Origin of the sequence: Rhodopseudomonas sp. BR0M22, assembly GCF_010907035.1 — a bacterium.
In the GTDB taxonomy this organism is placed as follows: Bacteria; Pseudomonadota; Alphaproteobacteria; order Rhizobiales; family Xanthobacteraceae; genus Rhodopseudomonas.
Genome location: NZ_QUMK01000006.1, coordinates 39,985 through 55,933, shown reverse-complemented (window position 1 = coordinate 55,933; position 15,949 = coordinate 39,985). Strand labels below are relative to the sequence as shown.

Annotated in this window: 11 protein-coding genes; 9 read left to right on the top strand and 2 right to left on the bottom strand. The window is 66.6% G+C overall.

The window, feature by feature from the left end; translation table 11 throughout:
• Positions 1–39: 39 nt before the first annotated feature.
• The 7 genes from DY468_RS03195 (at position 40) to DY468_RS03165 (ending at position 9,701) form a co-directional block, all read left to right on the top strand.
• A complete protein-coding gene (locus DY468_RS03195) occupies positions 40–1,692 on the top strand; it encodes an ABC transporter ATP-binding protein (protein ID WP_164602329.1) in 1,653 nt (550 codons plus the stop codon).
• 129 nt (positions 1,693–1,821) lie between these two features.
• Positions 1,822–3,327 (top strand): M81 family metallopeptidase, encoded by a 1,506-nt coding sequence (locus DY468_RS03190; RefSeq protein ID WP_164602326.1) that lies wholly within the window; start codon positions 1,822–1,824, stop codon positions 3,325–3,327.
• Between the two features lie 222 nt (positions 3,328–3,549).
• Positions 3,550–4,545, top strand: a complete 996-nt coding sequence (locus DY468_RS03185; protein WP_164602324.1) for an alpha/beta fold hydrolase — start codon at positions 3,550–3,552, stop codon at positions 4,543–4,545.
• Positions 4,546–4,727: 182 nt separating this feature from the next.
• Positions 4,728–5,771 (top strand): hypothetical protein, encoded by a 1,044-nt coding sequence (locus tag DY468_RS03180; protein ID WP_164602322.1) that lies wholly within the window; start codon positions 4,728–4,730, stop codon positions 5,769–5,771.
• Positions 5,772–5,789: 18 nt separating this feature from the next.
• Positions 5,790–6,899 carry an AAA family ATPase gene (locus DY468_RS03175; RefSeq protein WP_164602320.1) on the top strand — a complete coding sequence of 370 codons (1,110 nt, stop codon included), beginning with the start codon at positions 5,790–5,792 and terminating at the stop codon, positions 6,897–6,899.
• Entirely contained in the window at positions 6,892–8,271 is a 1,380-nt protein-coding gene (locus DY468_RS03170; protein WP_164602318.1) for a vWA domain-containing protein, read from the top strand. Before DY468_RS03175 ends, DY468_RS03170 begins: the two co-directional genes overlap by 8 nt.
• A 32-nt stretch (positions 8,272–8,303) precedes the next feature.
• Positions 8,304–9,701: a carotenoid oxygenase family protein gene (locus tag DY468_RS03165; RefSeq protein ID WP_164602316.1), complete on the top strand. Its 1,398-nt coding sequence runs from the start codon at positions 8,304–8,306 to the stop codon at positions 9,699–9,701.
• A gap of 271 nt (positions 9,702–9,972) precedes the next feature.
• Here the strand turns inward: DY468_RS03165 and DY468_RS03160 are convergent, their stop codons facing one another.
• On the bottom strand, positions 9,973–11,859 hold the full coding sequence (locus tag DY468_RS03160) for a sigma-54-dependent Fis family transcriptional regulator (RefSeq protein ID WP_164602314.1): 1,887 nt from the start codon (positions 11,857–11,859) through the stop codon (positions 9,973–9,975).
• A 258-nt stretch (positions 11,860–12,117) separates the two neighbouring features.
• On the opposite strand from DY468_RS03160, the gene adh reads away from it, so the two are divergent.
• Positions 12,118–13,620, top strand: a complete 1,503-nt coding sequence (gene adh, locus DY468_RS03155; protein ID WP_205511874.1) for an aldehyde dehydrogenase — start codon at positions 12,118–12,120, stop codon at positions 13,618–13,620.
• Between the two features lie 179 nt (positions 13,621–13,799).
• Complete coding sequence (yiaY, locus tag DY468_RS03150; protein WP_164602310.1) at positions 13,800–14,951, top strand: L-threonine dehydrogenase; 1,152 nt, start codon at positions 13,800–13,802, stop codon at positions 14,949–14,951.
• 151 nt (positions 14,952–15,102) lie between these two features.
• On the opposite strand, the gene DY468_RS03145 is transcribed toward yiaY, so the two are convergent.
• The gene (locus DY468_RS03145; protein WP_164602308.1) at positions 15,103–15,945 is read right to left on the bottom strand and encodes a DUF1194 domain-containing protein; all 843 of its coding nucleotides are present in this window, start codon (positions 15,943–15,945) and stop codon (positions 15,103–15,105) included.
• Positions 15,946–15,949 lie beyond the last annotated feature (4 nt).

Here is a 15,949-nt window from a genome sequence, read left to right as displayed (position 1 = left end):
GGGAGAGGGAGCGCGCCGTACCAGACTGCGGAGCCCGACATGACCGATAACGTCCTCGAAATCGAAAATCTCGTGGTCCGGCTCGGCAAGAGCGGCAACGGCGACAAGGTGATCGACGGCATCTCGCTCACAGTCGGCGCCGGCGAAACGATGTGCCTGGTCGGTGAGAGCGGCTCGGGCAAATCGGTGACGTCGCTCGCCACCATGGGACTGCTGCCGAAGGGCGCGCTGCACGCCGCCGGCGGCGAAATCCGGCTCGCCGGCGAGAACGTCCTCGCCGCCAGCGAGCGCCGGCTGCGCCAGCTCCGCGCCTCGCAGATGGCGATGATCTTCCAGGAGCCGATGACCGCGCTCAATCCGGTGGTGCCGGTCGGCAAGCAGATCGACGAAGTGTTGCGCTTCCACACCGACCTGCCGGCGCGCGAGCGCCGCCGTCGCATCCTCGCCATGATGGAGCAGGTTCGGCTGCCCGAGGTGGAGCGGATCTTCGCGTCCTATCCGCACCGCCTCTCCGGCGGCCAGCGCCAGCGTATCATGATCGCGATGGCACTGGTGCTAGAGCCCAAGCTGCTGATCGCCGACGAGCCGACCACCGCGCTCGACGTCACAACGCAGAAGCAGATTCTGACCTTGATTCGCGAACTGCAGCAGGTTCACGGCACCGCAGTCCTGTTCATCACCCACGACATGGGCGTGGTCGCCGAGATCGCAGACCGCGTCGCGGTGATGCGCCACGGCCGGCTGATCGAAACCGGGCAGCTCGACGCGGTGCTGCGCCGCCCGCAGATGGACTACACCCGTAACCTGCTGTCGGCGGTGCCGAGCCTGGTGCCCCGCGCGCCGCGTGCGCCGCAGGCACTGTCGGTGGTGCTCGAAGCCAACGAACTCGGCAAGGTGTATCGCGAGCGCTCCTTACTCGGCCGCCAGCGCGAAGTGGTCGCGGCGCAGAACGTGACGCTGACGCTGCACAAGGGCCGTACTCTGGGCATCGTCGGCGAAAGCGGTTCGGGCAAATCGACTGTCGCGCGCTGCATCGTCCGCCTGATCGATCCGACCTCCGGCGGCATCCGGCTCGCCGGGCGGGAGATCTCGGAGCTGTCGCGAAGGCTGCTCCGGCCGCACCGCAAGAAGATCCAGATCGTGTTTCAGGACCCCTATCGCTCGCTCAATCCCCGCGTCAGCGTTGGCGAGAGCATCGCCGAGGGGCCGATCAATTACGGCATGCCGCGCGCTCAGGCGCTCGAGAAAGCACGGCAACTACTCGAACTGGTGCATCTGCCGCCCGACGCGATCGACCGCTTCCCGCATCAGTTCTCCGGCGGCCAGCGCCAGCGCATCGCGATCGCCCGCGCGCTGGCACTCGACCCTGACGTGCTGGTTGCGGATGAAGCGGTGTCGGCGCTCGACGTCTCGGTGCAGGCACAGGTGCTGAAGCTGCTCGATGAGATCCAGAGCCGGCTCGGCATCGCGCTGTTGTTCATCACCCACGACCTTCGCGTCGCCGCGCAGATCTGCGACGACGTCGCGGTGATGGAGAAAGGCCGTGTCGTCGAACAGGGCCCGGCCGCCGAGGTGCTGACCCATCCGAAACAAGCCTATACCCGCCAACTGCTCGAAGCCGCCCCCGGCCGCGACTGGGATTTCGCCAATTTCCGGCCGGTCCACGAGGCGCCGCAGGCGGCGGTGAGTTGAGACTTCCCTTCTCCAGTCATTCCGGGGCGCGAGCGCAGCTCGCGAACCCGGAATCTCCTTTCCTAACAACGTCGAGATTCCGGGTTCGCGCTCCGCGCGCCCCGGAATGACGCATCAAGAGAAACAACCATGACCCGTATCGCCGTCGGCGGATTCCTGCACGAGACCAACACCTTTGCGCCCACCAAGGCGACCTGGGAGGCGTTCGTGCACGGCGGCGGGTGGCCGGCGATGACGATCGGCGCCGATGTGCTGAAGGTGATGCGTGGCATCAATGTCGGGCTCGCCGGCTTCGTGGACGCGGCCGAGGCCAAAGGCTGGCAGCTGATTCCGACGATCGCCTGCGGCGCCAGCCCATCGGCGCACGTCACCGAAGATGCGTTCGAACGCGTCGTGACGATCATGATCGACGGCATCAAAAGCGCCGGCCACCTCGATGCGGTGTATCTCGATCTCCACGGCGCGATGGTGACCGAACATCTCGACGACGGCGAAGGCGAAATCCTCGCACGGGTTCGCAAGGTGATCGGGCCGGACCTGCCGCTGGTGGTCAGCCTCGACCTGCACGCCAACGTGACACCGCAGATGATCGAACATGCCGACGCACTGATCGCCTATCGCACCTATCCGCACGTCGATATGGCCGACACCGGCCGCGCCTCCGCCGAGCATCTGGCGCTGCTGCTGTCGAGCGGCCAGAAGTTCGCCAAGGCGTTTCGCCAGTTGCCGTTCCTGATCCCGATCTCGTGGCAGTGCACGTTCGACCAGCCAACCAAAGGCATCTACGACAAACTCGCGGCGATGCAGAGCGAAGCGGTGCCGACGCTGTCGTTTGCGCCAGGCTTTCCGGCTGCGGACTTCCCCGACTGCGGCGCATCCGTCTTCGCCTATGGCCGCACCCAGGCCGATGCCGATGCGGCGGCAGATGCGGTGGCGGCGCTGGTGACCGGCCACGAGGACGATTTCGACGGCAAGATCTACACGCCCGACGAAGGCGTAAAGTACGCGATCGAACTGGCGCGCTCCGCGGCGAAGCCGATCATCATCTCCGATACCCAGGACAATCCCGGCGCCGGCGGAGATTCCGACACCACCGGCATGCTGCGCGCGCTGGTGCGCAACAACGCGAAGGGTGCCGCGATCGGCGTGATCTTCGATCCCGACGCCGCCAAGGCCGCACATGCGGCAGGCGTCGGCGCGATGATCTCGCTGGCGCTCGGCGGCAAGTCGGGCATTCCCGGAGACGCGCCGTTCGAAGAGATCTTCGTTGTCGAACAGCTTTCAGACGGCCGCTTCATCGCACCCGGCCCGTATTTCGGCGGACGCGAGATGGAAATGGGCCCGTCGGCCTGCCTGCGGATCGGCGGCGTGCGCGTGGTGGTCGCCTCGCACAAGGCACAGCTCGCCGATCAGGCGATGTACCGTTATGTCGGCATCGAGCCGACCGCGCAGGCCATCCTGGTGGTGAAGAGCTCGGTACATTTCCGCGCCGATTTTCAGCCGATTGCGGAGCGGCTGTTGATCTGCGCCGCGCCGGGCGCAATGCCCGCCGACACCGCAGCGCTGCCTTGGAAGCGACTGCGACCGGGTGTCCGTGTCAAGCCGAATGGACAACCGTTCGCAGAAACGAACTAACAACTCGCCGGCATACTGACGTCAATCGACGCTGACGCTGCGCCCTCGTTATCGCACCAGCCGGCGATGGGATTATCATGCGCTGACGAGTCGATCGTTACGCGCTTACATGTACGTGACTACCATTCTTCTGCGCGACTCGTGAGAAGCACGCGAAACGTGGAACCTTCGCGGTTTGACGCGATTGGCTCGACAGTTCGCTCAAATCGAAGAGAGGTCGCAATGCCGTTGGTCAGCGGGCAAGCAATCGACACAGTTGCCATCGGGCAGCACCATGCACGCGGAAGCCTCGCCAATCCGGTGGCCGGCACGCGCACCGACATCACAAGCGTCGTCGGCCGGTTCGCCGTCTATGCGGACGGCACCGCGCCAGCCGATGGCGACACCACGCCGCTGCTGCTGATCCACAGCATCAACGCCGCCGGCTCGGCCTACGAGGTCAAGCCGCTGTACGACTACTACGCGCAGTCTCGCCCGGTCTACGCGATCGACCTTCCGGGTTTCGGGCAGTCCGATCGCGACGACCGCGAATACACCGCGCGGATGATGACCGACGCGGTTCACGCTGCCGTCGAACAGATCCGGCGCCTGCGCGGCGAGCAGCCGATCGACGCGCTGGCGCTGTCGCTCGGCAGCGAATTCCTCGCCCGCGCCGCCACCGAGACTCCGCAGGCGTTTCGCTCGCTGGGGTTCATCAGTCCGACCGGCTTCGAAGGACGGGCCCGCGACGCGCGCACGCCCGGCACCCGTGGCCGCTCCTGGATCATCGACGTCCTGCGCGTCAAACTGTGGGACCGCGGCTTCTTCAAGATGCTCACGGCACGGCCGGTGATCCGCAAATTCCTTGAGAAGGCGTGGGGCTCGAAGGACATCGACGAGCCGATGGTGGATTACGACTACGCCACCACGCATCAGCCCGGCGCGCGCCACGCGCCGTACTACTTCGTCGCCGGCTTCATGTTCAGCACCGACATCCTGCACATCTACGAACAGCTCCGGCTGCCGGTGTGGATGGCTCATGGCGTGCGCGGCGACTTCATCGACTACCGTCACAAGAGCCGCGTCGCCGGCCGTTCGAACTGGACCATCGTGCGATTCGACACCGGCGCCTTCCCGCACTTCGAAGTGCTGGAACAGGTGGTATCTTCATACAACCAATTCCTTGCGAAGGTGCCGCCAAGCGACTTCGGCAAACCGACGATCGCACAATCGGCTTAACTTCTCCGCGAATGCACGAGGTAACTCCACCAACCATGCACCATCAACAATAGCGTGAGTTGCCTTCGCTTCGCAGTTGAAGAAACTAGACCTGACGCGATCGATTTGAACGCGTGACTCGCGGCATAGCCGGCCTTCAAGGCTAAGTCGCGAGGACTTCAGTTGCGGAGGTTGCTGACGGAATGAACTACGCACAGCTTCTGACCAGGTCGGCCGGGACCGAGATCGCGACGGCGCCGCCGCTCACGCATCATGAAATCCTTTCGCTGGTGCAGCCGTTCACGCGGCGCGGCTATCAGGTCGATCTCGCCGCCAGCGACCGCATCGCGCGGAGGCTACTCTTCAAGCCGGTGGTGCACGACGAGGCCGGACGCGGCGGCATCGATGCGACGGAGCTGCTGCAACTCGACAGCTCTCATCCGAGCCAGCACCTGCTGACCCGGACATTGACGCTGCAAGACGGCCTCACGGCAACGATCGAGACCCAGGGCGAGGATATCGAGTCTCTGCTGCAAAGGATCGAACCGGTGCTGCCGCAGCAGCAGTTCAGGACCGTCGAAGGCACGATCGTCGCACTGAGCTATCGCCTCACCGCAAACAAGACCCCGCAGAACGGCGGCGCCACGGCGCGGCGTGAACTGCTGCGCGGCGAAGCGGAGATCGCCGGTTTCCGCGTGTTGCTGCGCGCCGCGCAGGTGCGCAGTTACCCGGCCGAGATCGACATCACCCCGCGCATGCAAGGCGTGGCCCTGCCCGAGGATCTGCTGGCGATGATCGGCTGGGCGTGGTCCCCGCTGCGCAAGAGCAAGGCCGGCTTCACCGGCAAGATCAAGGTGCGCGGCCAGGAACCTGAGCGGAGTCGCCGCGTCGAAGCCGCGTTGGAAACGACCGTGGCGCATCTGGCCCGCACGTTGACGCGGCCGCCAGCCGCTTACTACGAGACGCTGCGCGGCGCGCGCTGGAAGGTGACGTTCCGCCGTTCGATCCCGACGCTGTTCTTCGGCGGCCTGATTGCCGGCGCCGCCAGCCTGACGCTGGTCGATGTGCCTCAGGATTCGATCTTCAACCTGCTGCTGATGGGCGCGCCGCCGCTATTGATGTTCGGCGCGTTCGGAATGCGCGAGACGCCGTCGCTGGAAATTCCGCCGCTGCCTCGGCGCTGGAAGGCGACATGGCTGCCGGAGACCGAGCCGGCGCGATCGCAGATGGATGCCCAGACGACCTGACGAACGAGGACACGATCGATGCACGGCAACCCGATGAATATTCCCCCGGTCTCGATCGCCGCCGCCAAGGCCGCGCTGATCGAGCAATATGCCGAGCCGACGCTGCGGCGGCGCGCGTCAATGCTGTGGGGGACCCGCGGGGTCGGCAAGTCGTCGATCGTCCGCCAGGTTGCGGCGCATTATCAGGTGCCGCTGATCGATCTCCGGCTCACCACGATCGAACCGGTCGATATCCGCGGCGCAATCTATGCCGACGAGAACCTCGCCAAGACGGTGTGGTTTCCGCCGGAGTTTTTGCCGTCGCACGATCAGCCCGAGGGCGTGCTGTTTCTCGACGAGCTCACCGCCGCCGATCAACGGCTGCAGATCTCGGCCTATTCGCTGATCCTCGATCGCCGCGTCGGCAATTATCACCTGCCCGATGGTTGGCAGGTGGTCGCCGCCGGCAATGCCAGCTTCCACGGCGCGATCAGCCACGACATGGGCACCGCGCTCGCCGACCGCATGTTCCACTTCAACGTCCAGACCGCGATCGATGCTTTCCTCGGCCACGCCATGACCCACGACTTCGCGCCCGAGGTGATGGCGTATCTGAAGATCCGCCCCGACAAGCTCGACGATACCCAGGCGCAGCTCGCCGGCGATCATCTGATCGGCGCCAGTCCGCGCGGCTGGGAGGACATCTCCAACGTGCTGAAGTCGGGCCTGTCCGAGCACGCCAAGCGGCTGTTCGTGCAGGGACGGATCGGTGCGGCGAATGCCGCGGAATTCTTCGGCGTGCTGCGCGAGATCCAGGCCGGCACTGACGTGTTGAAGCTGCTCGCCGCGCGGCCGGGCCCGGAGACCGCCGCGCTGCTGCCGAAGTCGCTCGATGCGCTGTACGGCATGCTGTACGGACTGCTGGCCGCCTGCACCGACAAGGAGACGCTGGCGCGGGCGCTGGAGATTGTCGAGCAACTGCCCGAGGTCCGCAGCAGCGCGCCACTGCCGATCCGCGAAGCCCAGACGCTGGCGATGGAGCTGTTGATGCAGCGCGGGCTGGAGAACGGCCTCGAGGCCGCAATCCTCGACAGCCCGGTCTACGCCCGCTACGCCGACCGCCGGCAATTGGAAGCAGCCGATGCCTGAGCCGGGCGCGCCGTACAGCCACCGCGGCACTCGCGCGATCCAGCGCATGGTGGAGTTCGCGCCGTCGACCGGTGGGCTGGCACTGTGGGTTCAGCACCGCGATCTGCCGGACGATACACCGGCAGAGACGCCCGCCGCAGTGACCGACGGCACCACGGTGTACTACAGCGCCGCGTTCGAGCGGCTGCCCCTGCCCGATCAGGTCGGCCTCGTCGCACACGAGGTGCTGCACATCGCGCTGCGCCACTCGCAGCGCTTCGTCGAGCTGCAACGCACCCAAGGCGACGTCGACCTCGAACTGTTCAACATCTGCGCCGACGCCATCGTCAACACGACGCTGGCGCATCTGAACTGGCTGCATCTGCCGGACAACGCGGTGATGCTGGAGCAGATCGTGTTCAAAGCGCTCGGCCGCGAGCAGCAGCCGGAATCGGCGCTGCTGGAATGGGACGTCGAGAAGCTGTATCGCGCGATCGACGACCGCGACCGTGACGGCACCAGCGGCAAGCAGCAGTCCGGCCGAAAATCGCAGCAAGGCTCCGAGGCGGACGCTTCGGGCTCCGGCGGCAAGGATCAGGCGCAATCGCAATCCGGCACGTCGGAGCGCGAGACCGCACAGAGCAGCGACGGCGCCCGCTCCGCAAAAGTGCGGGCGCTCGGCGCCGGCGGCGCCCGCGATCTGGTGCCTAATCCGGAATCGCAATCGGCCCCCGAGCATGAAGCCGAACAGGCGCGGGAATGGAGCGAGCGCATCCTGCGCGGCCATGCCGGCGACGGCGCGTTCTCGATGCTGCGCGCGCTGATCGCCGATCTGCCGCACAGCCGCACGCCGTGGGCGCAGGTGCTGCGGGTGCAGCTCGCGCGCGGCCTGGCGCGCAAGCCGGCGCTGACCTGGTCGCGGCCGACACGTTCCTACATCGCCAATCAGGGCCGCGCCGGCAATCATCGGATGCCGTTCGAGCCGGGCTTCTCGCCGACCAAGAACGAGCCGCGACTGGCGCTGATCATCGACGTCTCCGGTTCGATCGACGATCAGTTGATGCAGCGCTTCGCCACCGAGATCGAGACCATCATCCGGCGCCAGGAAGCCGGCCTGGTGCTGATCATCGGCGACGAGCGGGTGCGGCAGGTCGAGTTCTTCGAGCCAGGCCGCCGCTTCGTGCTCAGCGACATCGAATTTGCCGGTGGCGGCGGAACCAATTTCACGCCATTGCTCGCCGAGGCCGACCGGCACAAGCCCGACATCACCGTGGTGCTGACCGACCTCGAAGGCCCGGCGGAGTTCAAGCCGCGCTGGCCCGTGATCTGGGCCGTGCCGCAGGAGCATTCCCACGCGGTGCAGCCGTTCGGCCGGCTGCTGCCGCTCGACTGAGGACTTGCGGCGACGACGAGGAGACCGACGACATGCTGCAGGTGAGAGGCATCCCGACGACCTGGGACAATGTCGCGCCGATCCCGATGGAGTGCGACGCGCCGTTCCTCGCCATCAAGGGCGAACTGCCGCGCGAGCTGAACGGCACGCTGTATCGCAACGGCGCCAACCCGCAATTCGTCTCGCCGAACGCACATTGGTTCTTCGGCGACGGCATGCTGCACGCCTTCCATCTGGAGAACGGCCGTGCGTCGTATCGCAATCGCTGGGTCCGCACGCCGAAATGGCTCGCCGAGCACGCCGCCGGCAAGCCGCTGTACGGCGAATTCAACATGCGGCTGAAGGATGCGCCGGCCTCGACGCCGCGCGACGGCAACGTCGCCAACACCAACGTGGTGTATCACGCCGGCCGCCTGCTGGCGCTGGAGGAAGCGCACCGGCCGATGCAGATCGAGCGCGAAACGCTGGAGACCCGCGGCTATTGCGACTACGGCGGGGCACTGCAGGGCCCGTTCACGGCGCATCCGAAGATCGACCCGGTGACCGGCGAAATGCTGTTCTTCGGTTACAATGTCGGCCGACCGCTCGGCCGCGGCATGCTGCACGGCGCGATCGATGCCTCCGGCCGGCTGACGCGGCTAGAGCGCTTCAAGGCGCCGTATTCGGCGATGGTGCACGATTTCATCGTCACCGCGAAGCATGTGCTGTTTCCGATCCTGCCGCTGACCGGCAGCATCTGGCGCGCGGTGCGCGGCAAGCCGCCTTATGCCTGGGAGCCGCGCAAGGGCTCGTATGTCGGCGTGATGCCGCGGAGCGGCAGCGCCCGCGACATCCGCTGGTTTCGCAGCGAGCCGTGCTTCGTGTTCCACGTCATGAACGCCTGGGACGAGGGCAACACCATCGTCGCCGACGTGATGCAGTCCGAAGCCCCACCGTTCTTCACCGACACCAACGGCAGGTCGCTCGATCCGGATAAATCTCGCGCGCGGCTGTGCCGCTGGACGTTCGACCTCGCCGGCCGCAGTGACAGCTTCCAACGCTCCTACCTCGACGACATCAACGGCGAATTTCCGCGGATCGACGAACGCCGCGCCGGGCTGCGCAGCCGCCACGGCTGGTACGCCTGCATGAATCCGGAAGCGCCGGACGTACTATCCGGCCTCGTCCATGTCGGCGGCGATGGCGAGCGCCGCGCGCGCTACTTCCTGCCGATCGGCGACACCATCGGCGAACCGGTGTTCGTGCCGCGCAGCAAGGACTCGGGCGAAGCCGACGGCTGGCTTCTCGCTGTGGTGTGGCGCGGCTGCGAGAACCGCAGCGACCTCGCCGTCTTCAACGCCTCCGACATCGCCGCCGGTCCGATCGCTCTGGTCCAGCTCGGCCACCGCATTCCGGACGGCTTCCACGGCAACTGGGTGGCGGCGGACTGAACTCTCGCCTGAGCGCTTCATCGACTGATTGAAGCGGATTTGGCCCTCGCCAAGGGGCCTAACGCCCTCATCCTGCGGAGCCCGGCAAAGCCTGGCGTCTCGAAGGATGAGGAGCCGTATGACCTGCGGCGCATGGTTCGAGACGGCGCTTCGCGCCTCCTCACCATGAGGTTGTGCCTGTTGTGAGCACGCCGAGCGTGGTGCTGTTTCTATCACAAACAGAACTACCCTAGGAAATGCAGACGCTGACCGCTGCAGGCCCCACGATTCATCAGCCGCGATCCTTGTCCTTCAGCAGGCGGCGATAGTAGGTACTCCGATCGATCCCGAGCCGGCGTGCGGCGCGCGACACATTTCCGCCGCTGGCCTCCAGCGCCGCCTGCAGCGCCGACCTTGTGTGCTCCGCGAGCGACGTCATCGGCGGCACGGAGATCTGACTGTCGCAGGCACTGGCCGCCGCGCCGATTTCGGCGGGGAGCGCGGAGACCTCGACCGGGTGTCCCGGCTCGCCGAGCACCAGAAGCGCCCGCAGCGTGCCGACCAATTGCCGGTAGTTGCCCGGCCAGTTGTAAGCGGCGAGCACGCTCTCGACCTCGGCCGAGAGCTGGACGCCCGCCTCCTCGGCGCCGAGCTGGCGCCACAGCGTCCGCACCAAAGCGAGCCGGTCCGGGTGATGGCGCACTGGCGGCCGCTCGACGACGTATTGGGCGATCCGGAAGTACAAATCCTGGCGGAAGCGGCCGGCAGCCAGCAGCGAACCGAGCGGCTGATGCGTCGCGCAGATCAGCGCGAAGTCCACCGGCACCGGACGTCCGCCGCCGAGCGGTGAGATCTGCTTGTCCTGCAGCACGCGGAGCAGCCGGCTCTGCAGCGACAGCGGCATGTCGCCGATCTCGTCGAGAAACAACACGCCGCCGTCGGCCTGGCGCAGCAGGCCAGGCGCGCCCTGCCGCCGCGCGCCGGTGAAGGCACCGGCCTCATAGCCGAACAGCTCCGACTCGATCAGCCCCTCGGGGAGCGCCGCACAATTCACCGGAACGAACGGCTTGCTACGCCGCGCGCTCTCGGCGTGAACACGGCGCGCGAAGACATCCTTGCCCGATCCGGTCTCGCCGAGCAGCAACACCGGAATCCCGGCCTCGACCAGCCGCACGGCGCGCGACAGCTGCGCCATCATCTCCGCATCGAGGATCGGTTCGACCTCGCCAGCCGGCGATGCCGGCGCCGGAGCGGCGACGGCTGCGGCGGCGGGCACACGGGAGCTGCGCCGCGGCGGCTCGATCAGCCGGCCCCACAGCCGCGTGCCGCGCGGGCCACGCAGCATTTGAATCTGCTCGGAGGGACGGACACCGGGCAGCAGCGTTTCGAGCCGTGCGAGGTCGAGTGCCGGCCAATCCAGATTCATCAGATCGAGACCGTGCCGGTTGGCACCGACCAATATGCCGTCCGCGAACGCCAGCACGCCCTCGCGCGGCGTGCCGAGCAGTGCCCGGTCGGTGTGCAGCCGCAGCATGGTGCAGCGTTCGAAACCTTCCGAGAAGAACCGGTGCTCGATCTGCTCCGCAGCGAGCCGCATCAGGCCGAGCGCATGGACGTGGCGGATCGCCGCCGGCCCGGTCATGTCGAGCGCGCCGGCGACCCTGCCGCGCGGATCGATCAGCGGCGCGGCCGCGCAGGCGAGAATCCGGTGCCGCTCGAAGAAGTGCTCGGCGCCGTGCACCGCAATCGGTTGGCGTTCGACCAGCGCGGTGCCGATCGCATTGGTGCCGGTGTCGGCCTCGCTCCACGACACGCCGGGCCGCAGCGCCACTTGCGCCGCGCGCCCGGCAAACGCGCCGTCCCCGATCATGTCCAGCACGACGCCGGCCGCATCGGTGAGAATGACGACGCTGCCGGTCAGGCGAGCATCGCCTTGCAGTGCATTCAGCTCCGGCCGCGCGAGGCGGCCGAGCCGGTCATGGCGTTCGTGTAGTTCGCGCAGTTCGCGGGCGGTGGGGGGCTCGACCAGCGGTGAGCGGCTGACGTCCAGCCCTTGGCCGGCGCAGCGTTGCCACGACCGCAGGATCGGGGCTGCGAGCATTCCGTCGACGGAGCGGCCCTCTCCGAAGAATCGGCGGCGCGCAGTGACGACGGCATCACGGCTTGATGCGATTGACATGAGCGGATCCTCGGAGTGTTGGATTCTGCAACAGGTGTCGCGTCCAACTGCTGCAAGTATCACACGCAGCCCGAGGTGCTGTCCAGAGATCACCACCCGGAGCACGCGCACTCCGATCTAGAATCCTCCCAGTCTTTTCAACGAACTGATCAGCTCGGAGGCCAATGGCCGCAGGCGTCCCGCACACCTGGCATGCGTTGTGCGTAGTTCCATCCGCTTCAAAACAAACGGGAGGAAGCCATGAATCTCATCACAACGATGCATCCGGACGCCAGCACGGTATTCAAAACCCGCTACGGCAATTTTATCGGCGGCCGCTGGGTGGAACCGGTCGATGGACGGTATTTCGACAACACGACGCCGATCACCGGTGCAAAACTGACTGAAATCCCGCGCTCGCAGAAGGAAGATGTCGAGCTCGCGCTTGATGCAGCGCACACCGCAAGTATCAGCTGGGCTAAGACCACGACGACAGAACGGTCACTCATTCTCAATCGCATCGCCGATCGGATGGAAGCCAATCTCGATCTCCTGGCGATCGCCGAGACCCTCGACAACGGCAAGCCCATCCGCGAGACGCGCGCCGCCGACCTGCCGCTGGCGATCGATCACTTCCGCTACTTCGCGGGCGCACTCCGCGCCCAGGAGGGCTCGATCTCGGAGATCGACCACGACACGATTGCGTATCACTTTCATGAACCGCTCGGTGTCGTCGGCCAGATCATTCCCTGGAACTTCCCGCTGCTGATGGCCGCCTGGAAGCTGGCGCCGGCGCTCGCCGCCGGCAACTGCGTGGTGCTCAAGCCCGCCGAGCAGACCCCGGCCTCGATCTTGGTGTGGGCCGAGCTGATCGGCGACCTTCTGCCGCCCGGCGTCGTCAACATCGTCAATGGCTTTGGCGTCGAAGCCGGCAAGCCGTTGGCCTCCAGCCCGCGCATCGCCAAGATCGCCTTCACGGGCGAGACCTCCACCGGCCGCCTGATCATGCAATACGCCAGCGAGAACCTCGTGCCGGTGTCGCTCGAACTCGGCGGCAAGTCGCCGAACATCTTCTTCGGGGATGTCGCCGCCGAGGACGACCCGTTCTTCGACAAGGCGATCGAAGGCTTCGTGATGTTCGCGCTCAACCAGGGCGAGGTGTGTACCTGCCCGAGCCGCGCGCTGGTGCAGGAGTCGATTTACGAGCGCTTCATGGAAAGGGCACTCGCCCGCGTCGCCGCAATTCGCCAAGGCGACCCCCGCGATCCGGCGACGATGATCGGCGCGCAGGCCTCGCAGGAACAGCTCGAGAAGATCCTGTCCTACATCGACATCGGCCGGCACGAAGGCGCCGAGCTGCTCGCCGGCGGCGCCCGCGCCGAGCTGCCGGGCGATCTCGCCGGCGGCTACTACGTGCATCCGACCGTGTTCCGCGGTCACAACCAGATGCGCATCTTCCAGGAGGAGATCTTCGGACCCGTCGTGTCGGTCACCACCTTCAAGGACGAGGCCGAAGCGCTCGCGATCGCCAACGACACCCAGTACGGTCTCGGCGCCGGCGTCTGGACCCGCGACGGCACCCGCGCCTATCGGTTCGGGCGCGCCATCGCGGCAGGCCGAGTGTGGACCAACTGCTACCACGCCTATCCGGCGCACGCCGCCTTCGGCGGCTACAAGCAGTCCGGCATCGGCCGCGAAACCCACAAGATGATGCTCGATCACTATCAGCACACCAAGAACCTGCTGGTGAGTTACGGCACCGGCCCGCTCGGGTTCTTCTGACCCGTCACGACGTTATCGGCCAGTGCTCAGCAATTGGCCGCAGCCATGCCGGGCGGCGTCTCGCGCCGCCCGGGCAGCAGGGTACTGCCCTGCGAATCCGCGCGGATCCGTTCCGGCGCATCGCCGGCCGGACTGCTCATCGACCACCGACCAACAACAAACGCAGGTAGGAAACACCAATGACCGCAACGACCTTTTTCATCCCCTCTCTCAACCTGTTCGGCGCCGGCTGCGTGTCGAGCGCCGCAGACCATGCCAAGGCCCGCGGCTTCAAGCGCGCGCTGATCGTCACCGACAGCGGGCTGCACAAGCTCGGCGTCGCCGACCAGATCGCCTCGATGCTGATCGAACGCAACGTCACCAGCGTGGTGTTCCCCGGTGCCAAGCCGAACCCGACGATCAAGAACGTCGAGGACGGACTCGCGCTGCTGACACAGGAAAACTGCGACTGTGTGATCTCGCTCGGCGGCGGCTCGGCGCACGACTGCGCCAAGGGCATCGCCCTCACCGCCACCAATGGCGGCAGCATCAAGGACTACGAAGGCGTCGACAAGTCGGAGCACGCGCAGCTTCCGCTGATCGCCGTCAACACCACCGCCGGCACGGCGAGCGAAATGACGCGGTTCTGCATCATCACCGACGAGGCACGTCAGGTGAAGATGGCGATCGTCGATCGCCACACCACGCCGATCCTGTCGGTCAACGATCCGGTGCTGATGCTCGGCAAGCCGGCGGCGCTGACGGCCGCCACCGGCATGGACGCGCTGACGCATGCCATCGAGGCCTATGTGTCGATCGCCGCCACGCCGATCACGGACGCCTGCGCGCTGAAGGCGATGTCGATCATCTCCAACAGTCTGCGCACCGTCGTCGCCGAAGGCCAGAACCTCGCCGCCCGCGAGGCGATGTCGTATGCCGGCTTCCTCGCCGGCATGGCCTTCAACAACGCCTCGCTCGGCTACGTGCATGCGATGGCGCATCAGCTCGGCGGCTTCTATGACCTGCCGCACGGCGTCTGCAACGCGGTGCTGCTGCCGCATGTGCAGGCCTACAACGCGCAGGTCGCGGCGGGCCGGCTGAAGGACGTCGCCCACGCGCTCGGCGTCGACGTCACCGGCCTCACCGACGCGCAGGGCGCCGACGCCGCCATTCACGCCATCCAACGGCTGTCGACCGATGTCGGCATCCCGTCCGGGCTCGGCGGGCTCGGTATGAAGGAAACCGACGTGCCGGTCCTCGCCGCCAACGCGCTGAAGGATGCGTGCGGCTTCACCAATCCGAAGCAGGCGACGCAGTCCGAGATCGAGACGATCTTCCGCGCCGCGGCCTGACGCACTCCGGGGCCGCTCGCGCGGAGCGACCCCGGAATTCACCCCGGCGCGGCTGTTACGCCGGCAAGACTGCCGTGGTTAAGACGCAACCAGAGGGGCAACGGATTTCGGGTTCGCGAGCTTCGCTCGCGGCCCGGATGACACGGACTCCTCACCGCCCCCAGCGGTCCTGCCAGACCTTTTCGCCGATCAGGCACGACACCCGTGCCGGGTGCTGCTCGTCGGCGATCGGGACGATGCGGGCCGGCGGGACGCGGCCGGCGACCTCCATCACCAGCTTGGTGTGGATCGCTTCCTTGAACTTGGCGCGGTCCTTGATCGTCACCACGAACGCTCCGGGGCCTCCGATCACGCAATCCTCGTAGTAGTAGTCCAGGTTCTCGATATCCATCATCGAGTAGGACGGCTCTTTCACCATGATCGGCAGGCCGTTGATGACGACGCCCTTGGCGACCGCAGCGTCGCGCGCAATCGTCACCGGCTCGCCGTTGTTGTTCGGCCCGTCGCCGGAGATATCGATCACCCGGCGCAGCCCGTGATACGGGTTCTGCTCGAACAGCGGCAGCGCGAAGTTGATCGCACCGGAGATGGAAGTGCGCGAGGCGCGGCGCAGCGGCGCCTTCATGATCTCGGCCGCGACCGCGTCGGCCGACTCCGGCCCGTCGATGATCTGCCACGGCAGAATGATCTTCTGATCGCTGGAGGCGGCCCACTCGAAATACGTCACCGCGATCCGACCGTTGGGGCCGGTCTTCAGGGTTTTGAGGAACTCGCTGGACATCAACGCCTGAGCATAGCCTTCGCGTTGCACCGCGAGTTCATCGACGTCCATCGAGTAGGAGACGTCGACCGCCAGCACCAGTTCGACATCGACCTGCTTGGTATCGTCACGCCCGGCTGCGGATTGCGGTGCATGGTTGGGCGCGGCGACAGCGGCGACGCCAGCGGCGGCCGCGACAGCGAGCATGCTTCCGATCGAGACCCACCAGCGCATCAGC